Source organism: Pseudomonas sp. AOB-7 (assembly GCF_003696305.1).
Classification (GTDB): domain Bacteria; phylum Pseudomonadota; class Gammaproteobacteria; order Pseudomonadales; family Pseudomonadaceae; genus Aquipseudomonas.
In genome coordinates this window covers 404857-426353 of record NZ_RFFK01000004.1, presented here as the reverse complement: position 1 = coordinate 426353, position 21497 = coordinate 404857, and the positions used below count along the sequence as shown (strand labels likewise).

At 66.4% G+C, this 21497-nt stretch carries 25 protein-coding genes and 1 pseudogene; 11 read left to right on the top strand and 15 right to left on the bottom strand.

The window, feature by feature from the left end:
• Nucleotides 1–23: 23 nt before the first annotated feature.
• The 6 genes from EA796_RS10925 to EA796_RS10900 all read right to left on the bottom strand — a co-directional run bounded on the left by EA796_RS10925 (nt 24) and on the right by EA796_RS10900 (nt 5849).
• Entirely contained in the window at nt 24–1334 is a 1311-nt protein-coding gene (locus EA796_RS10925; protein ID WP_122108635.1) for a TRAP transporter large permease, read from the bottom strand.
• 7 nt (nt 1335–1341) lie between these two features.
• A complete protein-coding gene (locus EA796_RS10920) occupies nt 1342–1920 on the bottom strand; it encodes a TRAP transporter small permease subunit (RefSeq protein ID WP_158603096.1) in 579 nt (192 codons plus the stop codon).
• Nucleotides 1921–1925: 5 nt separating this feature from the next.
• On the bottom strand, nt 1926–3020 hold the full coding sequence (locus EA796_RS10915) for a C4-dicarboxylate TRAP transporter substrate-binding protein (RefSeq protein WP_122108633.1): 1095 nt from the start codon (nt 3018–3020) through the stop codon (nt 1926–1928).
• 110 nt (nt 3021–3130) lie between these two features.
• Complete coding sequence (locus EA796_RS10910) at nt 3131–3745, bottom strand: malonic semialdehyde reductase (protein WP_122108632.1); 615 nt, start codon at nt 3743–3745, stop codon at nt 3131–3133.
• A 16-nt stretch (nt 3746–3761) separates the two neighbouring features.
• Nucleotides 3762–4760 carry a 2,4,5-trihydroxytoluene oxygenase gene (locus EA796_RS10905; protein ID WP_122108631.1) on the bottom strand — a complete coding sequence of 333 codons (999 nt, stop codon included), beginning with the start codon at nt 4758–4760 and terminating at the stop codon, nt 3762–3764.
• 222 nt (nt 4761–4982) lie between these two features.
• The gene (locus EA796_RS10900; RefSeq protein WP_122108630.1) at nt 4983–5849 is read right to left on the bottom strand and encodes a fumarylacetoacetate hydrolase family protein; all 867 of its coding nucleotides are present in this window, start codon (nt 5847–5849) and stop codon (nt 4983–4985) included.
• 218 nt (nt 5850–6067) lie between these two features.
• Between EA796_RS10900 and EA796_RS10895 the strand changes: the two genes are divergently transcribed.
• From EA796_RS10895 to recX, 5 genes and pseudogenes are all read left to right on the top strand, one after another.
• On the top strand, nt 6068–6682 hold the full coding sequence (locus tag EA796_RS10895; protein WP_122108629.1) for a TetR/AcrR family transcriptional regulator: 615 nt from the start codon (nt 6068–6070) through the stop codon (nt 6680–6682).
• Between the two features lie 117 nt (nt 6683–6799).
• A pseudogene (locus tag EA796_RS10890) lies at nt 6800–7157 on the top strand (ProQ/FinO family protein); the annotation flags it as partial.
• A 779-nt stretch (nt 7158–7936) separates the two neighbouring features.
• Nucleotides 7937–8437 (top strand): CinA family protein, encoded by a 501-nt coding sequence (locus EA796_RS10885; protein WP_122108628.1) that lies wholly within the window; start codon nt 7937–7939, stop codon nt 8435–8437.
• Between the two features lie 84 nt (nt 8438–8521).
• Complete coding sequence (gene recA, locus EA796_RS10880) at nt 8522–9565, top strand: recombinase RecA (RefSeq protein ID WP_122108627.1); 1044 nt, start codon at nt 8522–8524, stop codon at nt 9563–9565.
• An 11-nt stretch (nt 9566–9576) separates the two neighbouring features.
• Nucleotides 9577–10038, top strand: coding sequence for a recombination regulator RecX (gene recX / locus EA796_RS10875; protein WP_021441849.1), 462 nt, complete (start codon nt 9577–9579; stop codon nt 10036–10038).
• Between the two features lie 175 nt (nt 10039–10213).
• On the opposite strand, the gene EA796_RS10870 is transcribed toward recX, so the two are convergent.
• A complete protein-coding gene (locus EA796_RS10870; RefSeq protein WP_122108626.1) occupies nt 10214–10630 on the bottom strand; it encodes a VOC family protein in 417 nt (138 codons plus the stop codon).
• A 61-nt stretch (nt 10631–10691) separates the two neighbouring features.
• Here EA796_RS10870 and EA796_RS10865 point away from each other — a divergent pair, with 61 nt between their 5' ends.
• Nucleotides 10692–10994 (top strand): putative quinol monooxygenase, encoded by a 303-nt coding sequence (locus tag EA796_RS10865; RefSeq protein WP_122108625.1) that lies wholly within the window; start codon nt 10692–10694, stop codon nt 10992–10994.
• Between the two features lie 42 nt (nt 10995–11036).
• On the opposite strand, the gene EA796_RS10860 is transcribed toward EA796_RS10865, so the two are convergent.
• The 4 genes from EA796_RS10860 to purM all read right to left on the bottom strand — a co-directional run bounded on the left by EA796_RS10860 (nt 11037) and on the right by purM (nt 14457).
• Nucleotides 11037–11810, bottom strand: coding sequence for an SDR family oxidoreductase (locus EA796_RS10860; protein ID WP_122108624.1), 774 nt, complete (start codon nt 11808–11810; stop codon nt 11037–11039).
• 219 nt (nt 11811–12029) lie between these two features.
• On the bottom strand, nt 12030–12746 hold the full coding sequence (locus EA796_RS10855) for a DUF3108 domain-containing protein (RefSeq protein ID WP_122108623.1): 717 nt from the start codon (nt 12744–12746) through the stop codon (nt 12030–12032).
• A gap of 8 nt (nt 12747–12754) precedes the next feature.
• Entirely contained in the window at nt 12755–13399 is a 645-nt protein-coding gene (purN, locus tag EA796_RS10850; protein WP_122108622.1) for a phosphoribosylglycinamide formyltransferase, read from the bottom strand.
• Nucleotides 13399–14457: a phosphoribosylformylglycinamidine cyclo-ligase gene (gene purM, locus EA796_RS10845; RefSeq protein ID WP_122108621.1), complete on the bottom strand. Its 1059-nt coding sequence runs from the start codon at nt 14455–14457 to the stop codon at nt 13399–13401. The genes purN and purM overlap by 1 nt, the downstream gene beginning before the upstream one ends.
• A 243-nt stretch (nt 14458–14700) precedes the next feature.
• On the opposite strand from purM, the gene EA796_RS10840 reads away from it, so the two are divergent.
• The 3 genes from EA796_RS10840 (at nt 14701) to hda (ending at nt 17616) form a co-directional block, all read left to right on the top strand.
• Nucleotides 14701–15741 carry a DUF2066 domain-containing protein gene (locus EA796_RS10840; protein WP_122108620.1) on the top strand — a complete coding sequence of 347 codons (1041 nt, stop codon included), beginning with the start codon at nt 14701–14703 and terminating at the stop codon, nt 15739–15741.
• Between the two features lie 82 nt (nt 15742–15823).
• Nucleotides 15824–16915 (top strand): AI-2E family transporter, encoded by a 1092-nt coding sequence (locus EA796_RS10835; RefSeq protein ID WP_021446438.1) that lies wholly within the window; start codon nt 15824–15826, stop codon nt 16913–16915.
• Nucleotides 16912–17616, top strand: coding sequence for a DnaA regulatory inactivator Hda (hda, locus tag EA796_RS10830; protein ID WP_031304327.1), 705 nt, complete (start codon nt 16912–16914; stop codon nt 17614–17616). Before EA796_RS10835 ends, hda begins: the two co-directional genes overlap by 4 nt.
• Nucleotides 17617–17694: 78 nt before the next feature.
• Here hda and EA796_RS10825 read toward each other — a convergent pair whose 3' ends face one another.
• The 3 genes from EA796_RS10825 to arsC are packed head-to-tail and all read right to left on the bottom strand — an operon-like array spanning nt 17695 to nt 19050.
• Nucleotides 17695–18102, bottom strand: coding sequence for a DUF2069 domain-containing protein (locus EA796_RS10825; protein WP_122108619.1), 408 nt, complete (start codon nt 18100–18102; stop codon nt 17695–17697).
• Between the two features lies 1 nt (nt 18103).
• Nucleotides 18104–18700 carry an NAD(P)H:quinone oxidoreductase gene (wrbA, locus tag EA796_RS10820; protein ID WP_021446435.1) on the bottom strand — a complete coding sequence of 199 codons (597 nt, stop codon included), beginning with the start codon at nt 18698–18700 and terminating at the stop codon, nt 18104–18106.
• Complete coding sequence (gene arsC, locus EA796_RS10815; protein WP_122108618.1) at nt 18697–19050, bottom strand: arsenate reductase (glutaredoxin); 354 nt, start codon at nt 19048–19050, stop codon at nt 18697–18699. Before arsC ends, wrbA begins: the two co-directional genes overlap by 4 nt.
• Nucleotides 19051–19124: 74 nt before the next feature.
• Between arsC and EA796_RS10810 the strand changes: the two genes are divergently transcribed.
• Together EA796_RS10810 and EA796_RS10805 are read left to right on the top strand one after the other, a co-directional pair.
• Nucleotides 19125–20339, top strand: coding sequence for a virulence factor BrkB family protein (locus EA796_RS10810; protein ID WP_122108617.1), 1215 nt, complete (start codon nt 19125–19127; stop codon nt 20337–20339).
• A gap of 306 nt (nt 20340–20645) precedes the next feature.
• Nucleotides 20646–20843, top strand: a complete 198-nt coding sequence (locus EA796_RS10805; protein WP_021446432.1) for a hypothetical protein — start codon at nt 20646–20648, stop codon at nt 20841–20843.
• Between the two features lie 51 nt (nt 20844–20894).
• Here the strand turns inward: EA796_RS10805 and EA796_RS10800 are convergent, their stop codons facing one another.
• Complete coding sequence (locus EA796_RS10800) at nt 20895–21287, bottom strand: hypothetical protein (RefSeq protein WP_122108616.1); 393 nt, start codon at nt 21285–21287, stop codon at nt 20895–20897.
• Nucleotides 21288–21497: the final 210 nt, after the last annotated feature.

Here is a 21497-nt window from a genome sequence, read left to right as displayed (position 1 = left end):
AAAGCGCTCTCTTGTGGGGGGGGTCAACGAACCAGTGCGGTGCTGATGCCGGGTATGGCGATCATCAGGGCCAGAAGTAAGAACATGCAGCCGATGAAGGGCAGCACGCCGATGAAGATGTCCTTGATGCTGATGCTGCGATCATCCAGGGCGGCTTTCACCGTGTAGACGGAGATGCCAAACGGCGGCGTGATCAGACCGATCTCCACCGCCACCACGGTGATCAGGCCGAACCAGATCGGATCCATGCCGAAGGCCTGGGCGATGGGTAGCGCGATGGGCACCAGGATCAGCAGGATGGATACCGAATCGAGGATGCAACCCAAGATCAGCAGCACGGCGATGTACATGAGCAGAAACTGGTAGGGGCCGAGGGCATGGCCGCTCATCAATTCGGCAATGCCACCCGGCAGCCCCGTCATCGCCAGCATCCGGCTGTACAGGCTGGCCGCCATGATCAGAAACAGCACGGCCACCGAGACGTGCCCGGTTTCGACCAGCACCTGCCAGAATTTCGCCAGGGTCAAGCGCCGCCGCGCCAGCGCCAGGCAGAACGCCCCCAGCGCGCCCACGGCGCCGGCTTCGATGGGGGTGAACACGCCGCTGTACAGGCCACCCAGCACCAGCAGAATGAGTGTGGCAATGGGCAGCGCCTTCTTGCTCGCCGAGGCGACGGTCTCCGTGTTCCGCAGGCCCTCGGCGACCTGCGACTGTCCGACGAAGCTCGGCCAGTAGCGGGTCATCAGCACGATCAGCAGGCAGAACAGGAACGTCAGCAGCAGCCCAGGAATGAGGCCGGCGATGAACAGCTTGCCGATCGACTCTTCGGCCAGCACGCCATAGACGATCAGCAGCAGGCTGGGCGGAATCAGCATGCCGAGGATCGAGCTGGCGGCGACCACGCCCACCGAGAAGCGCGCGGTGTGGCCATGGCGCATCATTTCCGGCACGGCGATCTTGGTGAACACGGCAGCCGAGGCGATGCTGACGCCGGTGATGGCGGCGAACGTGGCGTTCGAGCCGACAGTCGCCATGCCCAGGCCACCGCGAATCCGTCGCAGCAGCCATTCGGCGACGTCGAAGGAGTCCTTGCCGACGCCGCAGATGGCCACCAGCATGCCCATCAGGACAAACAGCGGCACCACCCCGAACAGGTAGTCGCTGATCGAGTCGTTGACCGCCGCGCCGACCATGCGGGTGGCGATTTCCGGGTCGCGCAGCACCGCCACGCAACCGAACGAGATCATGATCAGGGCGATGCCGATATGCATGCCAAGGTAGATCGCCACCAGCATCAGGGCGATTGCGAGCAGGCCTATCTCAATAGGTGTCATGGCGCGGTTACTCCTCTTGTGCCTTGCCGACGACCAGGCAGGCTCGGCAGTCGGCAATGAGATGCAGCAGGTATTGAAGGGCCGTGACCAGCGCGCCGATCAGTACTATCAGGCGGATCGGCCAGATCGGGGCGGTGAACAGGCCCTGGACGCCGAGGTACTCGCCTTCGCTCCAGGCGGCGAGCAGCAGCGGCCCCGTCGCCGCGAACATGGCCCCACAAGCGGCCAGGCCGAGCAGGTTGAACAGCGCCTGCAGCAGGTGCCCGAGACGGGGTGAGCGCGCGATGAAGCCATCGATGAAGATGTCCGCGCGTGCCATCCTCTGGTGCCGCAGGGTGCTGCCCAGTTGCAGGAAGACAATCGCCACGATGGTCAGCGAGACGATCTCCGCGACCCCGTAAATGGGTTGGTTGAACAGCCAGCGTGCGCCCACGTCGCCGCAGATCAGCAGCATCATCGCGAAGATCAGCAGCGAGCCCAGGCCGTTCAGGCCGTCGACCAGGCAGGCGAAGAGCGAGGGCTTGCGCTTGGCCGCATGGCCGATAGCCGTCTGGTCGGGCGCGGCGACCATCTGCCGGGGATTCAAGGTACTCATAGTTCCTGATCCCAGTTGCGCAGCGGCTGTGCCCCGCGCTGACGCATGGCATTCATGTAGGCGCTCAGCACTTCGCGGGCGGGCAAGCCTTTGGCCTCGTTGTCGCGGACCCACTCGGCGGCAATGTTGGGCATCTGGCTGATCCAGGCCAGGCGCTGTTCGCGGGTCCACTCGCTGATCACCAGTGGCGGCTGGCTGCTGGTCGCGTTGGCCTGCATCTGCTGCATGCCCTGCGCATACAGACCCAGCACGGCCTCGCCCATTTTCTGCGAATACTCGCGGCCGACGTCTTTCAGAATCTGGCGAACCTCTGGTGGCAGGCGCTTCCAGCTGTCCTTGTTGATGGCAAGGGCGCCGAAGTAGGTCGAGCCGAGGTTGACCTTGGTGACGTAGGGCGCCACCTCATAGAGCTTGATGCCCATCACGCCCGAGGTGAGAGACAGCGCGCCCTCGGAGAGGCCGGTCTGGATGTCGGTGTAGTAGCTGGGCAGTGCGCCTTGCACCGCGACCCCGCCGGTGCCGCGCATCCATGAGGCGAGCACGCCGGGCGTCGATATCTTGCGGCCTTTGAGATCCGCCACCGAGTTGAGCGGGAAGGTGGTGAACAGGTGGTAGGGGTCGCCACTGCAGGCCCCGAGAAACACCAGGTTGTTCTTCTCCCATTCGGCCTTGAGGGCGGGCAGCGTTTCGTTCAGCTCGTTGAACACCGCCATGACCAGTTGCGGGTCGTCACTCACGGCGGGGGTGTAGATGGTCACCTGGCTGAGCGGCTGCTTGGAGCCTTCGAGGTTGCTGAACACCCAGCCTATGTCGACGATCCCGTCGGCGACCGAGCTCAGCGTGGCATTGGCCTTGTACAGCTGGCCGCCGTAGGTTTCGTTCCACTGAATGGAATAGCCCTTGCCGAGGGCCTCGACCCGGCGATTGACTTCGGGAATGAAGTGCTCGGGAATCACACCTACCCAGGGCAGGCTGGTGGGGTGGCTGGCACCGACATTCAGCTTGAAGGTTTCCCCGGCCTGGGCGGGGAGGCTCTGGGCGATGACCAGGCAAGCGGTCAGGCCGACGGACAGCAGCGATTGATGCCACATGGTGTTCTCCTTTTGTTCTTGTTGGCCTGGCGGGTGGTCGGGAGCGGCGGGGCCGCAGCCGATACAGCGGGCCAGGTGGATCGATTGAAGCAATGGCTTTGCACGGGTTCTCAGAGCAGCAGGCAGGCCTCCTCGAAGGAGAGCCGCGGGCTGCGCGGGAACAGCTTGTCGGGGTCGCCGTAACCCAGGTTGCAGAGGAAGTTGGCTTTCACCTGCATGCCGGGAAAACAGCCGTCGTCGGCGAAGAACTCGCGGTCGACCAACTGATGGTCGAAGCCGGACATGGGGCCGCAATCCAGCCCCAGGGCACGGGCGGCGAGGATGAAGTAGCCGCCCTGCAACGAACTGTTGCGCAGGGCCGTGGGTTCGATCAGCTCGGGCTGCCCGGCGAACCAGTCGCGGACCTCCGGGTTGTGCGGAAACAGCTTGGGCAGTTGCTCGTGGAAGTTGGCGTCGTAGCCGATGATGGCGGTCACCGGCGCGCCCAGGACCTTGCCCACGTTGCCCGGGCTGAGGGCGGGCAGCAGGCGCTGCTTGGCGGCGGCGCTGCGCAGGAAGACGATCCGTGCCGGACAGCTGTTGACGCTGGTCGGTCCCCAGCGCACCAGGTCGTACAGCGCCGCCAGTGTCTCGTCGTCCACTGCCCGGTCGCGCCAGCCGTTCTGGCTGCGTGCCTGGCGGAACAGCAGGTCCAGGCCCTGCTCGGAAAGCCGTTGGTTGTTCATGTCGTGGTCCTCGTGGTTACTGAACGCTGCGTTTGCGCAGGGAGTCCGGGCGCGGGGCAAGGGTTTCCCTCTCGCCGCAGCCGCCGAGGAAGTACTCCACGGACATCGGCGGCCCCCACTGATAGAGGCTGGAATCGCAGGCCTGGATGTGGTTCATCGGCGAGGCGTGGTTGAACAGGTCGCCGTCGGTGAAGTGCTCGATCAGGTTGCCCGAGGGGTCCCTCCAGTAGTCGAAGATCTGGCTGCCGAGCACATGCCGGCCGACGCCCCAGAACGGGTTCCAGCCCCGCTCGGTCATCCACTGGTGGCCGATGCACTGGGCGTCGAAGTCCTGCACCTCGAAGGAGGCGTGGTGGACGACGTCCTTGCCCGCCTGGAACAGCGCGATGGTGTGGTGGTCGGTCCATTGGCTACCGCGATCCAGGCGCAGGAAGGCGGCGGCCGGGCAGCTGTCATCGTCCCCTTCGACGATCAGGTCCGATGGCAGCATGCCGAGCACGCTGCGGTACCAGCGCAGCATCCTGGCCATGTCGGCCACGCCGATGGCGACATGGCCGAGGCGCATCACCTGGGCCGGCCCCTTGGCTGGGCGCTGCACGTCGCCGAAGCGCCGTTTCTCCTCGGCGGAGTTGAGGGTCAGGGCGGCGCGCTGGGGCAGCGCTTCGACGCTTTCTATCCCGTGCACCAGGTCGATCCTGCGCCCCGCCGGGTCGTGCAGCGTCACGCAGTACCCGCCGCCCGGATGCGCCAGCGGCTGGATAGCGGACGCCCCCGGAAAGCGTGTGGCGGTCTGCAGGTCGTCCAGGCTTTCCACGGCGAACGCGATGGCGCTGAGCCCGGTCGATGCGGCCCGCTCGACGATGTACACATAGGGCAGCGGACCGGTGCCGCGCAGGTAGATGCGGTGCTCGGTGCGATGAGCCACGACCAGGCCGAAGTCGGTCAGGAAATGCTCGATGGCGTCGAGGTCCTGGTGCTGGTAGATCACGTGGTTGATGTCTTTGATGCGCAGCATGGCTGCTCCTCCTTGGCCGGGCGCGGCAGGTATCCGGCAACGAATGCGTTGATCTGGCGTTCGCCGGGAAGGACGGGCTGGCTCTTTTCCGGGACGGCCGGGCCCGCGGGCCCGGCAGCGGGGCCCGAACGGGTGTCGGCGGTCAGCGGGTGTCGAGCCGGCCGGCACCCCCAGGGGTGCCGGCGCGATCAGTCTTCCTCGTGCGAACGGCGCGGAAGGTCGTCAGGCCTGCGGGGCTTCGTTGGCAATGGGATTGCTCAGCATGCCGAGGCCTTCGATCTCGACCGTGCACAGATCGCCGGCCTGCATGAACAGCATCGGGCGCCTGGCCCAGCCGATGCCGGCCGGGGTGCCGGAGACGATGACATCGCCCGGTTCCAGGGTGACGGCTTCGCTGAGGGTGGCGATCAGCTCGGCGACGTCGAAGATCAGGTCGGCGGTGTTGCCCTGCTGCTCGATCTTGCCGTTGAGGCGGGTGGTCAGGCCGAGGCCGCGCGCGCCGGGCGGCAGTTCGTCGGCGGAGACGAAGGTCGGGCCGAAGGCGCCGGTGGCATCGAAGTTCTTGCCGATGGTCCATTGCGGCGACTTGAACTGGTAATCGCGCACCGAGGCCTCGTTGAAGATCGAGTAGCCGGCGACGTGCTCCAGGGCGCGGGCCTTGCCGATATGACGGCCGCCGCGACCGATGATCACCGCCAGTTCGCCTTCATAGTCCAGCTGCTCGGAAACGTTCGGGCGGATGATGGGTTCGCCGTGGCCGACGAGGGTGGTGGAGAAGCGCGGGAAGAAGGTGGGATAGGTGGGCTGCTCGTACGGGCTTTCCTTGGTGTGATCGGCGTAGTTGAGCCCTACGCAGACGATCTTGCCGGGGCGCTCAATGGGGGGCAGGTAGCGGATCGCAGCCGGGTCCAGCTCGCGGGCCTGGCTCAGGCACCGATGGGCGGCCGCTAGGGCGTCCGGACCGGCCTTGAGCAGGTCGTGCAGCGTGCCGGGAAAACCGTCCTCCTGTTCCGCGAGGCCATACAGCTTGCCGGACAGTTCGACGGCCAGCCCCTTGTGGGACCCTTCCAGGAATTGGGTGAAACGCATGGCGAGTTCCTCTGTTGTTCTTGTTTGTTGGAGAGGTACGGTACGGTACCGTACCCTTTGAGTGAAATTTGATCTCTAAACCCCACTCGGTCAAGAGGGAAATCAAGATTCATGAGGAATAAAAATTCTGATATTTATGCTCATTCGTCGAATAAGCTCGCTGGAAGCCTTGAGTGGCGCGGGTTAGGCTATGGCGCCCCGCAGCCTTGGAAACGCCCATGACCCAGTTGGAAAGCCCCCGCCAGGCCGCCAAGCGACGGCACATTCTCGATGTCGCCACCGAGATGTTCCTGGAGGACGGCTACGCAGGCGTGAGCGTGGACGGCCTGATCGCGCGGATCGGCGGTTCGAAGCGCACCTTCTACGCCTACTTCGGGGGAAAGGACGGCCTCTTCGCGGCGATCATCGCGCGACTGTGCGAAGAGATCGTCAACCCGCTGACCCATATGGATCTCAAGCGCAAGCCCCTGCGCGCAGCCCTGGCGACCATCGCCGAGACCTTCCTCGATGTGGTGCTGGCGCCTCGCACCACGGCGTTGCACCGCTTGATCGTCGCCGAGGCGCCGCGCGCGCCCGAGGCGGCCAGGTCGTTCTTCGACGCCGCGCCGGGCACCGCCTACCGATGCCTCGCGGAGTACTTCAGCTGGGCCGAAGGCGCCGGCCTGGTGGCGCCCGGCAGTGCCGAGCGGCGGGCCGTGATCTTTCTCGATGCGCTGACCGGGAAGTTCCAGTTGCAGTGTCTGCTCGGCCTGATCGAGTCCCCCTCGCGCGCGGAACGGCAGCAACTGATCGACGAGGCCATCGCCATCTTCATCGACGGCCTGGAGCCCTGAGAAACCCGTCGATGGCTATGGCCTGATGTGCTCAGCCAGGAAGTCGATCAGCGTCCGAACTAATGGCAGCAGGCCCCCGGCGGGACGGGAAGAAGGCGTGGACAATGTCGCTGCGGGGCGATCTGGCGACTGCAGAAGCACTTTCCATTGGCCTTCCCGGTCAATCCGGCCCCCAAGGTTCCGCTGAAGAAGGGGCATTCTCAACGATGCCGAGCAACACCTGGAGCTGCTCGGAATATCCAGCGAACAGCTCAAGTAGGGCATCGCTACCTGGTGCTGAGGAAGTCGGTACTGGGCATACATGACAGAGAATGCGCCGCGCTTGAACTTGAGCGGCCAGGCAGTTGGCATGGTGACGGCGGCTCAGACGCTGCATGCGAAGCAGCAGGCTAAGCGGCAGCGCGGACAAGCACGGCGTAATCAGGCAAAAGCAACCTTTAATCGAGTCGATGATTCCATCTGGCATATGCTCTAGAGATGGGCAAAGCGCAGGCATCCCGCCAAAAGTGCAGGGTGGATCAGGAAGCGGTACTTCCAGACGATCGGAGACCGAAATGGTGACTTCTCCACGAAAGGCTCTGCTGACGGCAAGACTGTCGGCCTTCTGCTGTTTCGTGCGATGACGGTGGCAATCACTCGCCACGTCAAAGTCCCTGGAACGGCCAATCCGTTCGATCCGACATGGGCCGAATACCTGGCCCGCCGTCGAGCCTCGAAACGCTCTGTCAAACTGTTCGGTGCCAAGCTCTGGTACTGAAGAATGGCTTGAGCCGGATGCGGGGTGACTCGCACGTCCGGTTCTCAGGGGCGGCGGCGCAGCAATGCGCCGCCGCTACTCGAGGCCATGATAGGGCGGGAGGAAACAGCAGGACCGTTATTCCGCTGATCTCACAGGCGTTACCAGCAAGCGGGGCGCGCAGGCTTCTGTTGTGTCAGCGGTAAACGCCTTCAATACATTACACGCCACGCTTTGCTCCTGATTGCGAAGCGATTTCGTGGGGTAAATTTGGGGTAAATCACCCGCCAAAACACGCTATTTCAGGCCCGATTCGCGCTATGTCGCAGGTCAGCGTTATTGATTTAAGTTTTTGATTTTTAAGAGTTTTATTATGATTTTGTGGCTGCGCGCCAGCAGTCTAATTACACAATCGGGGTGTGCTGGGAGAGGTCCGTCATGGTCTCGACTGTCCGGCTTAAATCGCAAAAGCGCCTAGTGTAGGGTATCGGCCTGGCCCGTTTCACCCCGGAGAGCATATGGATTCCATCAGTCACCTGGCCGCGCAGCTCGGCCGGCAGTTGCAAGCCGCCGGTGCCCAGGTCAGCACCGCCGAGTCCTGCACTGGCGGCGGCATCGCCGAGGCAATCACCCGTATCCCCGGCAGTTCGGCTTGGTTCGAAGCCGGCTACGTCACCTATTCCAACGCACAGAAGAGCAAGCAGCTGGGCGTGCCGGCCGAGTTGTTCGGCACCGTCGGCGCAGTCAGCCGCGAGGTGGTCGAGGCCATGGTGCGCGGCGCCCAGGCCCGCAGTGGGGCGCGCTACGCGGTGGCGGTCAGCGGCGTGGCGGGGCCCGACGGCGGTTCGGCAGAGAAACCGGTGGGCACCGTATGGCTGGCCTGGGGCGACGGCGAGCGCCTGTACAGCATGCGCAAACACTTCCCCGGTGATCGCGGCGAAGTGCGCCGACAAACGGTCGAGGCCGCACTGGCGGGGCTTTTGCGCTTGCTGGCCGAGGAAAATCCGGTAATGGGGTAGGCGGGCGACTTGCCCTGTGGAATAATACTGTCTACTTATACAGTTGTCGGCGGCCGCTGAGGCCTTGAGCACGTGAGGATACAAATGGACGAGAACAAGAAGCGCGCCTTGGCGGCTGCCCTGGGTCAGATCGAGAAGCAGTTCGGCAAGGGCGCGGTAATGCGCATGGGCGACCATGAGCGCCAGGCCATTCCGGCCATCTCCACCGGCTCGCTGGGCCTGGACATCGCCCTGGGCATTGGCGGCCTGCCGAAGGGCCGGATCGTCGAGATTTACGGGCCGGAATCCTCCGGTAAGACCACCCTGACCCTGTCGGTGATCGCCGAAGCGCAGAAGATGGGGGCCACCTGCGCCTTCGTCGACGCCGAGCACGCCCTCGACCCCGACTATGCCGGCAAGCTCGGCGTGAATGTCGACGACCTGCTGGTGTCGCAGCCGGATACCGGCGAGCAGGCGCTGGAAATCACCGACATGCTGGTGCGTTCCAATGCCGTCGACGTGATCATCGTCGACTCCGTGGCAGCCCTGGTGCCCAAGGCGGAAATCGAAGGCGAGATGGGCGACATGCACGTCGGCCTCCAGGCCCGTCTGATGAGCCAGGCGCTGCGCAAGATCACCGGCAACATCAAGAACGCCAATTGCCTGGTGATCTTCATCAACCAGATCCGCATGAAGATCGGCGTGATGTTCGGCAGCCCGGAAACCACCACCGGCGGTAATGCGCTGAAGTTCTACGCCTCGGTGCGCCTGGACATCCGCCGCACCGGCGCGGTGAAGGAAGGCGAGGAAGTGGTGGGCAGCGAAACCCGCGTGAAGATCGTCAAGAACAAGGTGGCGCCGCCCTTCCGCCAGGCCGAGTTCCAGATCCTCTACGGCAAGGGCATCTACCGCAACGGCGAGATCATCGACCTGGGCGTGCAGCAGGGCCTGGTAGAGAAGTCCGGTGCCTGGTACAGCTACCAGGGCAACAAGATCGGCCAGGGCAAGGCCAACGCGGCCAAGTACTTGGAAGACAACCCGGAAGTGGCGCGCGCCATCGAGGGCCAGGTTCGCGAGAAGCTGCTGGTCGGCGGTGCACCGGTGAAAGCCTCGGTCGATGACCTGGCCGACGCCGAAGTCGACTTCTAAGCCTACGCAGCATGTCCGTGGTGCTGGATAACCCGCTCGCCGTCAGGCGGGCGGCCATGGATCTGCTGGCGCGGCGCGAACATGGACGGGTAGAGCTGACGCGCAAGCTGCGCAAACGCGGCGCCCCCGAGGCGCTGATCGAGGCTGCGTTGCAGCGTTTGGCCGAAGAGGGCCTGCTCTCGGAGGCGCGTTACCTGGAAAGCTTCGTCGCCTACCGCGCCCGCGCCGGCTATGGCCCGCAGCGCATTCGCGAAGAGCTGGGCCAGCGCGGTCTGGCGCGCGGCGACATCGACCAGGCGCTGCGCGACAGCGGCATCGACTGGTTCGAACAGCTGCGCGAGACCTGGCAGCGCAAGTACGGCGGCCAGCTGCCGGGCGATGTTCGCGAGCGCGCCCAGCAGGGGCGCTTTCTCGCCTATCGCGGTTATTCCCTGGAGATGATCGGCCGTCTGCTGCGCGGCTGCGATGAGTAAGTCAGTGACCCGTTCGCGTGGTGGCGCACCCTATGAGGCGACAATCCCATGGTGCGTAACCCATGATCGGGACAATTCGGTGGATCCCTTGGTGTGTTACGCGGTGCACGACTTTCGTCTGCGCCCGCGCAACCAAGGTTCGGCGCCGCTAATCCAGTCTGCGGCGAAGTGACACTTATGGTTGCGCCTGGCTGAAACGCTGCCCGGACAGCGCCGGGTGGTACAGCGGCTGCACCTTGTTGCCGGCCGGATCGAGCAGATGGAAGCTGCGCGCCCCGTCGCCGTGGTCGAAGGGGCGATCCAGCAGGGTCACGCAGCGGGCCTTGAGGTACTGGTACCAGGCTTCCAGCTCCTCGACGCTGTCGACGATGAAACCGTAATGATCGACCAGCGGCACGCCATGGCTCTCGGCATAGGCGCGGCCGAGCGACAGGTTGTCGTTGCCGCAGGTCAGGTAGACCAGGTCCTGGTTGGCGCGGTGCAGCACCTGCATGCCCAGCACCTCGACGTAGAAGCGCTCGCATTCCTCCAGATTGGGCACCAGGAGCGCCAGGTGGCGCAGGCCATTGAGGCGGGAAGGACGTTCGAGCATGTGCGGGCACTCCATTATGTATACAATTTGTCTATCAATATAAGACATAAAGGAGTTCGCTGTGTACTGCCTGCTGCTCAAGACCCAGCTCAAGCCGGGTAGCTTCGCTGCCTTCATGGACGCCATGCGCGTCAACGCCGCCGCCTCGGTGCGCGACGAGCCCGGCTGCCTGACCTTCGATGTGCTGCGCGACCGCAGCGACCCGGATCTGGTCTGGCTGTACGAGGTCTACGTCGACGAGGCGGCTTTCGAGGCGCATATGCGCACGCCGCATTTTCTCGCCAGCCGGCCGCTGGTCGAACCGCTGATCGAACGCCAGGACGCCATCGAGGCCGACCTGCTGGCGCTCAATCCGTTACGCTGACGGCGCGGCGGCCGGGTGCGCCGCGCGCCGACCCCGGCGGGCTCAACCCAGATGAAAACCGCCGTCGATGGGGATGATGGCGCCGGTCATATAGGCCCCGGCGCTGCCGGCCAGACTCAGGGCCAGCGCCGCCATCTCGTCCTCGCGGCCCCAGCGCTGCATGGGAATGACCGCGGTATCGGCGGCCAGCGCCGCCTCGTCCTCGGCGATAAAGCGGGTCATCTTGCTCGGGAAGCGGCCGGGGGCGATCACGTTGACGTTGATGTGCTCGCCCACCAGCTCCTTGGCCAGCATCCGCGACAGCTGGTGCAGCGCCGCCTTGCTCGGGCCGTAGGCATAGGCCTGCTCGCCCATGGCGCTGATGCCGGCCACCGAGCCGATATTGATCACCCGCGCCGGGCAGTCGGTCGAGCCGGCCTTGCGCAGCAGCGGCAGCAACTGCTGGATGCAGCCGAACACCGAGGTGACATTGAGCTGCATGACCTTTTCCCAGCCCTTGGCCGGGTAGCTTTCCAGCGGTGCGCCCCAGGTGGTGCCGGCGTTGTTGACCAGGATGTCCAGGTGCTCGATACGTTCGCCCAGCTCGCGGGCCAGCGCCTGCACGCCTTCCTCGCTGGCCAGGTTGGCGGCGAGGCCCTGGCAGTGGCCGAACGCCGACAGCTCGGCGGCAGTCTGCGCGCAGGCCTCGCCGTCGCGGGCGCAGATATAGACCTGGGCGCCGGCCTCGACGAAGGCCTTGGCGATCATCAGGCCGATGCCGCGGGTGCCGCCGGTGACCAGGGCGGTACGCCCGGCAAGGGAGAAATAGCGATGCATGGAGGAGGCCTCGGAGTTGGCTGATCGGGTCTCCAGCCTAGGGCCGCGCGTGGCAGAACGCAGGCATCATTGCCGGGCGAAATGCTGCCCTATGCGCAGGCTGCGTCGTGCGTGCGGATCGAGGCGCGCTGCAAGCCTGTCCCCGATGCGCTCCGACGCGCCCATCGTGCGGACAGAAAAAAGCCGGGCAGGCGCCCGGCTCTCGTGTTTCGCTCGAAGTCAGTCGCGGCGGCCTTCGACCGGCTTGCCGTCGACCGTGCCTTCTTTGAGCATGATCTGGTATTCCTTGCCGTCCTTCTCCACCTGGTGCAGGCGCACCAGCAGGTGGCCCCAGTCCTTGGCGAACCACAGCACGGTCTTGCGCGCGCTCTGGGTGGGGTCGCGCACCCGCTCGACCTTGATCGCGTCGATCAGGCCGGCCTTGGTGCGCACCACTTCCTCGCCGAGCACGCGGAAGTCGTAGGTCTCGATCTCGTCGCCGTCCACCACCTGGTAGCTCATGCTCTGCTTGCCGGCGGCGACGTCCTGCTGCAGGGCGAGCTGGTAGGTCGACTTGTCCTGCAGGCCGCGGTTGAGCGGGAAGCGCACCGCGTCGCCGCGGTCGTTGCCGAGCACCTGCTTCTGTTCCCAGTCGAAGTCCTGCTCGACGGTCTTGCCCTTGCCCAGGCCGCTGCGGTTGAAGCGGTAGGTCAGCGGCAGCAGGGCCTGGTTGTCGACGCGGAAGGTGCTTTGCTCGGTGAGGCTGGCGACCAGCATCGAGGCCTCGAAATTGAGGGTCCAGCGGCCGTCGTCCTCGCGCTTGAGGCTGCGCTCGGCGCTGCCGCTGACCGGCAGCTGCTTCCAGTCCGCGGTGTAGCTGGCGGAGAAGGGTTGCAGCTCGCTGGCGAGGGCGGGCAGGCTGAGCAGGGTCAGGGCGAACAGCAGGGCACGACGCATAGAGTCTCCTAGGTTCGAATCAGGTGGCCGCTGGCGGGCAGCGGCTGGCCATCCAGCATTGCGCCTTGGGCGCCAAGACGCAAGCGGCCCTCGGCGAACCAGCGCACGGCCAGCGGATAGATCTGGTGCTCCTGGCGGTGCACGCGTTGGGCCAGGCTGTCGGCGCTGTCGTCTGCGGCAACCGGCAGCACAGCTTGTACGACCAGAGGGCCGCCATCGAGTTCCTCGGTGACGAAGTGCACGCTGCAGCCGTGCTCGGTGTCGCCGGCCTCCAGCGCCCGCTGATGGGTGTGCAGGCCCTTGTGTTTGGGCAGCAGCGAGGGATGGATATTCAGCAGGCGGCCGGCGTAGTGCTGGACGAAGCCCGGGGTGAGGATGCGCATGAAACCGGCCAGCACCACCAGCTCGGGCTGGTGGGCGTCGATGGCCTGGATCAGCGCCGCGTCGAACGCCTCGCGGCCGTCGAACTGCTTGTGATCGAGCACCGTTGTGGCGATCCCGGCGGCCTGCGCGCGCTGCAGGCCGTAGGCATCGGCGCGGTTGGAGATCACCGCGGCGATGCGCGCCGGATTGCCGTCATCGGCGCTGCTGTCGATCAGCGCCTGCAGGTTGCTGCCCGATCCGGAGATCAGGACGACGACGTTGCAGGGCATCAGTGGGCTTTCAGGTTGTTCAGCTGAACCTGGGCCGCGCCTTCGCCGGCCACGGCGATCTGGCCGATCACCCAGGGCGCTTCGCCGCTGGCGCGCAGGCTGGCCAGGGCGGTCTCGACCTGGTCCTGGGCGACGCAGATGACCATGCCGACGCCGCAGTTGAGCACGCGGTGCATCTCGTGCTCGTCGACGTTGCCTTGCTGCTGCAGCCAGTCGAACACCGCCGGGCGCTGCCAGCTGGCCACGTCGACCACGGCCTGGGCGCCTTGCGGCAGTACGCGCGGGATATTGTCGAGCAGGCCGCCGCCGGTGATGTGGGCCATGGCCTTGACCGCGCCGGTGTCCTTGATCAGCTTGAGCAGCGGCTTGACGTAGATGCGCGTCGGCGTCATCAGCAGGTCGGCCAGGGCCTTGCCGTCCAGTTGTACCTGTTCGATGTCGGCACCGGAGACTTCGATGATCTTGCGGATCAGCGAGTAGCCGTTGGAGTGCGGGCCGGAGGAGGGCAGGGCGATCAGCGCGTCGCCGGCGACCACCTTGGAGCCGTCGATGATCTCGCTCTTCTCCACCACGCCGACGCAGAAGCCGGCCAGGTCGTAGTCTTCGCCTTCGTACATGCCCGGCATCTCGGCGGTTTCACCACCGACCAGGGAGCAGCCGGCCAGCTCGCAGCCGGCGCCGATGCCGGTGACCACGGTGGCGGCCACGTCGACGTTGAGCTTGCCGGTGGCGTAGTAGTCGAGGAAGAACAGCGGCTCGGCGCCGCACACCACCAGGTCGTTGACGCACATGGCGACCAGGTCCTGGCCGATGCTGTCGTGCTTGTTCAGGTTCAGCGCCAGGCGCAGCTTGGTGCCGACGCCGTCGGTGCCGGACACCAGCACCGGCTGCTTGTAGCCGGCCGGGATCTCGCACAGGGCGCCGAAGCCACCCAGGCCCCCCATGACTTCCGGACGCGCGGTGCGCTTGGCCACGCCTTTGATGCGTTCGACCAGGGCCTCGCCGGCATCGATGTCGACGCCTGCGTCCTTGTAGCTGATGGAGGGTTGCTTGCTCATAGATCCGGGCCTTTGGATGGGGAGTTCGTGTAGGCGCCGATGTGGCGGGGCCCGTGCAGGGGCCCGGCGCATGCACCGGCTGGCGAAGGCGCGCGATTTTATCAGGCTTGCCCGGTAGCGGCCACTCGCGTGCATGCGCTTCGTCGCGGGCAAGCGCTCAGGTTGCCGGGGCTGGAGCGGCTGTTTAAGGTATACGCCTTTGCGCACGGACTCCGTGCCATCACCCGTCTGCGAGAGCCCGTCATGCGCCTGTCCGTCCGCCCGATCCTGTTCTGTCTGTCGCTGCTGTGCCTGCCGGCCCTGGCCGCGCCGGTCGCCGGCCTGTATCAGGTGCGCGAGGCGGTGGCCGACCAGCAGCCGGAGACCCGCGACGCGGCCATGCAGCGTGCCCTGCAGACCCTGGTGCAGCGCCTGACCGGCGATGCCGAGGCGCTGCAGAGTGCCAAGCTGGAGGGCCTGCGCCAGGATCCGCAACAGATCGTCAGCCAGTACGGCTACGAGGGCGATGTGCTGCTGGTGGAGTTCGACCCGGCCAGCACCGAGCGCCAGCTGCGCCAGGCCGGGCTGGCCCTGTGGGGGGCCAATCGCCCGGCGATTCTCACCTGGTGGCTCGCCGAGTCGGCCGAGGGCAGCCAGTTGATCGGCGAGAGCCAGGGTCCCGCGACGATGCTGCGCGACGCCGCCCAGCACCGCGGCCTGCCGCTGCGCCTGCCGCTGGGGGACCTCAGCGAGCAGCTGCTGGCCACGCCGGAGGCCCTGGCGGCCAACGATCCGCAGGCGCTGCGCGAGGCCTCCGAACGCTACGCCGCCGACGCCCTGCTGGCGGTGCAGGCGAGCGAGAGCGGCGGCACCTGGCAGGCGACCTGGCGCCTGTGGCTGGGCGACGAGCGCGAGCAGGGCAAGGCCGAGGCCGCCGATCCGGCAGCGCTGGCCGATGCGGTGCTGCTGGCGGTCAGCCAGCGCCTGGCCCCGCGTTTTCTGGTCAAGCCGGGCGCGGCCGAGAGCCTGACCCTGGTGATCGAAGGCGCCGACCTGAGCCGTTTCGCCGCCCTGGAGCGCCTGCTCGAGCCGTTCGCCGCGCGCCTGCAGTCGATCGACGGGCAGCGCCTGACCTACCAGGTCAGCGCCAGCCCGGAACAACTGCGTGCGCAACTGGCCTTGGGCCAGTTGCAGGAGGTGGCCGAGCCGCAGGGCGCCGCTGTGCCGGTCGACAGCGCCGACGCCGGCACAGCAGCGGCGCCGCAGGTGCTGCCGCGCAGCAACCAACTGCGTTTCCGCTGGTAAACTGCAGCGCCCTGGCCATGTGCCGCGCCAGGGCCCCATCCGCGGCGCCGGTCGGGCGCCGTTTCGCATCGAGGAAGCGAGCATGACCGATTCCACCCGCTGGCTATGGATGGCTGGGCTGTTCCTGCTCGCCTGGCTGCTGTACCTGCTGCAACCGATTCTCTCGCCCTTTCTGATCGGCATCCTGCTGGCCTACCTGGGTGATCCGCTGGTCGATCGCCTCGAACGGCAGCGCCTGTCGCGCACCGCCGGGGTGACGGTGGTGTTCGCCCTGTTCGGCCTGGCGCTGCTGGTGCTGCTGTTGGTGCTGGTGCCCATGCTCGGCCGCCAGCTGGCGCGGCTGTACCAGCTAGCGCCGGAAATACTCGACTGGCTGCAGGGCACCGCCTTGCCCTGGACGCAGGCACATTTCGGCCTGAACGACGACTTCTGGCAGTTCGACCAGCTCAAGGCGGCCTTCTCCGAGCACCTGGGCAAGACCACCGACGTGCTCAAGACGGTGCTGGCCCAGGCCACGTCCTCGGGCCTGGCGCTGCTCGCCTGGCTGGGCAACCTGCTGCTGATCCCGGTGGTGAGCTTTTACCTGATGCGCGACTGGGACCTGCTGGTCGAGCGCTTGCGCCGCCTGCTGCCGCGCCAGCGCGAGGCGCTGGTGGTCAGGCTGGTGGGCGAGTGCCACGAGGTGCTCGGCGCCTTCCTGCGCGGTCAGTTGCTGGTGATGCTGGCGCTGAGCGTCATCTACGCCGCCGGGTTGATGCTGGTGGGTCTGGAACTGGGCCTGCTGATCGGCGTGCTGGCCGGTCTGGCCAGCATCGTGCCCTATATGGGCTTTATCGTCGGCATCGGCGCGGCGGTCACCGCGGCGCTGTTCCAGTTCGGCCTGGAGCCCTATCCGCTGCTCGGTATCGCCGCCGTGTTCATGGTCGGCCAGTTGCTCGAAGGCATGCTGCTGACCCCGCTGCTGGTGGGCGACCGCATCGGCCTGCATCCGGTGGCGGTGATCTTCGCCATCCTCGCCGGCGGCCAGCTGTTCGGCTTCACCGGCGTGCTGCTGGCCCTGCCGGTGGCGGCGGTGATCATGGTTCTGCTGCGCCATGCCCATGATTTGTATAAACTTTCCGGCCTTTACGGAGAGTCCAACAGCGGTTCCGACGAACCGCCGAGCCCGGCATGAAACCAATCCAGCTTCCCCTCGGCGTACGTCTGCGTGACGACGCCACCTTTGCCAACTACTACCCCGGCGCCAATGCCGCGGCGCTGGGCTATGTCGAGCGGCTGTGCGAGGCCGACGCCGGCTGGACGGAAAGCCTGATCTACCTCTGGGGCGCCGAGGGCGTCGGCCGCAGCCATCTGCTGCAGGCCGCCTGCCTGCGCTTCGAGCAGCGCGGCGAGGCGGTGGTCTACCTGCCGCTGGGCGAGGTGGTGCAGCACGGGCCTGAGCTGCTCGACAACCTGGAACTGTGCGAGCTGGTCTGCCTCGACGATCTCGACGCGGTGGCCGGGCGCAGCGACTGGGAGGAGGGCCTGTTCCACCTGTTCAACCGCCTGCGCGACAGCGGTCGGCGCCTGCTGCTGGCCGGCACCGTGTCGCCGCGCGAACTGCCGGTGCAACTGCCGGACCTGAAGTCGCGGCTGACCCTGGCGCTGGTGTTCCAGCTGCACGAGCTGGCCGACGAGGACAAGCTGCGCGCCCTGCAACTGCGCGCCTCGCGCCGCGGCCTGCAACTGAGCGACGAGGTCGGGCGCTTCATCCTCACCCGTGGCGAGCGCAGCATGAGCGCGCTGTTCGAACTGCTCGAACGCCTCGACCAGGCCTCGCTGCAGGCCCAGCGCAAGTTGACCATTCCCTTCCTCAAGGAAACCCTGGGCTGGTAGACGCCCTGGCCCGGATGCATTCCGCGGCCAGGACCCCGTCATTCCCGGATTGCATCCGGGCTACGCCTCGAGTTGCGCCTATTCCCCGGCCAGCTTGCGGTCGTACTGGAAGCGCCAGCGGGTGTAGAGCAGGGCGCTGCAGAACAGGCCGAGGCTGATCACCGCTTCCAGGGCGCCGAACACTGCGCGGGCCGGGTCGATGGCGGCCAGCACGCCCTGGATGAAGTAGAGATTGACCACGAAGCAGGCCCAGGCGTGGGTGCGGGCGTTGCCCAGCAGCAGGCCGGGGGCGAGCAGCGCCAGCGGCAGCAGCTGGATCGCCAGGACCACGCCGATGCGGGCGCCGTGCAGGTCGGCGAAGGCCAGGTTCCACACCAGCAGCAGCGCCAGCAGGGCGAAAAAGCTCAGCAGGCTGAGGGCGCGGCTGAGCTTCAGCCGGGGTTGCAGCCAGTCGAGGCTGGGCAGCGGTTTCTTCGCGCGGGCCACATCAGTTCTCCAGTTTGCCGGCGGTTTGCGCCAGGCGTTGGCCGAGTGCGCGGCACAGGGCGATCTCGTGTTCGTCCAGCGGCCGCTTGCCGTCGCCGCCGGCGTGGTGGCTGGGGCCGTAGGGGGTGCCGCCGCCGCGGGTATCGAGCAGCGCCGACTCGCTGTAGGGCAGGCCGCAGACCAGCATGCCGTGGTGCAGCAGCGGCAGCAGCATCGACAGCAGGGTGGTTTCCTGGCCGCCGTGCAGGCTGGCGGTGGAGGTGAATACGCCGGCGGGCTTGCCCACCAGTTCGCCGGTCAGCCACAGGCTGCTGGTGCCGTCGAGGAAGTATTTCAGCGGGGCGGCCATGTTGCCGAAACGGGTCGGGCTGCCCAGGGCCAGGCCGGCGCAGTGCCTCAGGTCGTCCAGGGTCGCATAGGGCGCGCCCTCGTCGGGAATGGCTGGGGCCACCGCCTCGCATTCGCTGGACACCGCCGGCACCGTGCGCAGGCGTGCCTCCAGGCCGGCCAGCTCGACGCCGCGGGCGATCTGCCGGGCCATCTGCGCGGTAGCGCCGTGGCGGCTGTAGTAGAGCACCAGGATATAGGGCGCGCTCATGCCAGCAGCTCCAGCACCTTCTCCGGCGGACGGCCGATCACCGCCTTGTCGCCGGCCACCAGGATCGGCCGTTCGATCAGTTTCGGATGGCGCACCATGGCCTCGATCAGCTGTGCCTCGCTGAGGCTGGCATCGGCCAGACCCAGGGTCTTGTATTCGTCCTCGCCGCTGCGCAGCAGCTCCCGCGCGGCGATGCCCAGCTTGTCCAGCAGGGTCTTAAGTTCGTCTGCACTGGGCGGGGTTTCCAGGTAGCGCACCACGGTCGGCTGCAGGCCGCGGGCTTCGAGCAGCTCCAGGGCGCCGCGGGATTTCGAGCAGCGCGGGTTGTGATAGAGGGTCAGGTCGGTCATGGTGGGTCGCATCCGGCTTGAAGTGGCGGCTATTCTAACCGGGTCGGTTGGCTGTGGTTAGCTAAGGAGAGGGCATGCACCATCGCGTGAAGGATTGGCTGGAGTTCTGGCTGACCCTGTCTCGGCGTTTCGTCCAGAATCGCGGTGCCGGCAGCGCCGCGGCGTTGACCTACACCACGCTGTTCGCGGTGGTGCCGATGATGACCGTGACCTTCGCCATGCTCTCCGCCGTCCCGGCCTTTCAGAACGTCGGCGAGGATATCCAGGGCTTTATCTTCCGCAACTTCGTGCCCTCCACCGGCGAGACGGTGCAGCAGTACCTGCGCGAGTTCACCGTGCAGGCGCGGCAGTTGACCTGGCTCGGCGTGGGGCTGCTGGCGGTGACCGCCTTCCTCATGCTGGTGACCATCGAGAAGACCTTCAACCACATCTGGCGGGTGCGCCAGCCGCGCCGCGGCATGTCCAGCTTCCTGCTGTACTGGGCGATTCTCAGCCTGGGCCCGCTGCTGCTCGGCGCCGGCTTCGCCGTCAGCACCTACATCACCTCGCTGTCGCTGATCTCCGGGCCGGATGCGCTGCTCGGCGCCAAGACGCTGCTCGGCTTCATGCCGCTGCTATCCAGCGTGGCGGCCTTCACCCTGCTCTATGCGGCGGTGCCCAACACCCGCGTGCCGCTGCGCCATGCCCTGCTCGGCGGATTGTTCAGCGCGCTGCTGTTCGAGCTGGCCAAGTCGCTGTTCGGCCTCTATGTCAGCCTGTTCCCCGGCTACCAGTTGATCTACGGCGCCTTCGCCACGGTGCCGCTGTTTCTGCTGTGGATCTACCTGTCCTGGTTGATCGTGCTGCTCGGCGCCGAGCTGGTCTACGGGCTGTCGCAGCCGCGTCACTGGCGGCGTCAGCCGTTGCCGCGCACATTGGTGCTGCTGGGCGTGCTGCGCCTGTTGCTGCAGCGCCAGCAACGCGGCGAGGCGCTGCGCCATGCGGATATGCAACGCGCCGGCTGGAGCTTGCCGGAAGACGAGTGGGGCGAGGTGCTGGATTTTCTCGAGCGCGAGCAACTGGCCTGTCGCGCCAGCGGCGGTTGGGTGCTGTGCCGCGACCTGCATCGCTTCAGCCTGCAGCAGCTGCTGGAGCGCAGCCCCTGGCCGCTGCCGCGCCTGGCGCAGTTGCCGGCGCAGCTCGACGAGCCCTGGTTCCCGGCGTTGCGTCAGGCGCTGGAGCGCTTGCAGGCCGAGCGCGCCGAGCTGTTCGGCGCCAGCCTGGCGGACTGGCTGGCAGGGCCGGGGTGACAAAAATGCCGGGAGCATTTTTGCGCGCAAGCCCCGCAGGGGTGAGGCACATGGGTGTGCCGAACACAAAGAATTTCCGGGAGAAATTCTTGGCGTCGCGCAGCGACGGCCCGAAGGGGCACCGCCAGGGATGGCGGGTGACAAAAAACGTCAGTTTGCGGCGTCCGTCTTCCGCAGCGCTGTCATGGCGATGGCCTGGACGCCAGGCGATGGGGCTAAGGATGGGCTGGCACGCTTCTGGCTAAGGCAGTATCAGTTGCTATCGAACTGCCAGCAGGGCAGGGGTCGCTAAGGGTATTGGCAGTAATGACGGGTCGCAAAGACAAGGTAATCCATCTGCATCGGCGTGACCCGCAGGGGGCGCTGACGCGGCTCAACCGCATCACCGGGCTGCACTTCGCGCGCTGGCCGGAGTCGCTGCTGGCGCATGCCGAGCAGGATGCGCAGCCACCGGCCGAGGCGTCGCCGCCGTTACCGGCCAGCCCCGGGGTTTCCTCCGGTTGAAACGAAAACCCCGCGACTGAGCGCGGGGTTCGGCAGCCATTCGTCAGGCGCTCAGGCCATGGCCTGGCGGTTCTCGCTGCTGGCCAGTTCGACGGCCTGGACGAAGAACTCCTCGACCACCAGGCTCTGTGCCGGCACCGCCGAGCGCAGGCGTACCTGCATGTCCTCGATCTTCTGCTTGACCGGCATGCGGGCGATGCCCGACAGCAGGATCTTGCCCTGGGCGCTGACCTTGCCGTGGTCGACGTTGACCTCGCGGCGCTTGTCGCCGTCGCGGTAGCTGACCAGCAGCGACACCGGCAGGTTGGCCAGGCCCGGCAGTTGCAGCCAGGCCGCGACATTGTATTCGGCCACCCGGCCCTCGTAGGGCGTGACCTGCAGGCGGGCGACGTCGACGATGCGCGAGGGCACGGAGCCGATCAGCTTGTCTTGTGCTTGGGACATGACGGGATTCCAGGCTGATAGCGAATTAAATGAAACACCAGTGCCATGAATTATAAGCAGGCCGCCACGGCCGAAACTGTGCACTCTGCAGACAGGCGGCGTGACTGGCCTCGCAGTTTCGCGTATCGGAACCTGCTCAAGGCCTCGCGAGCCAGAGGCATGCAATACCGATGGCGGCCCCGCAAGAACAGGCGAGATCCGCTCGGAGTC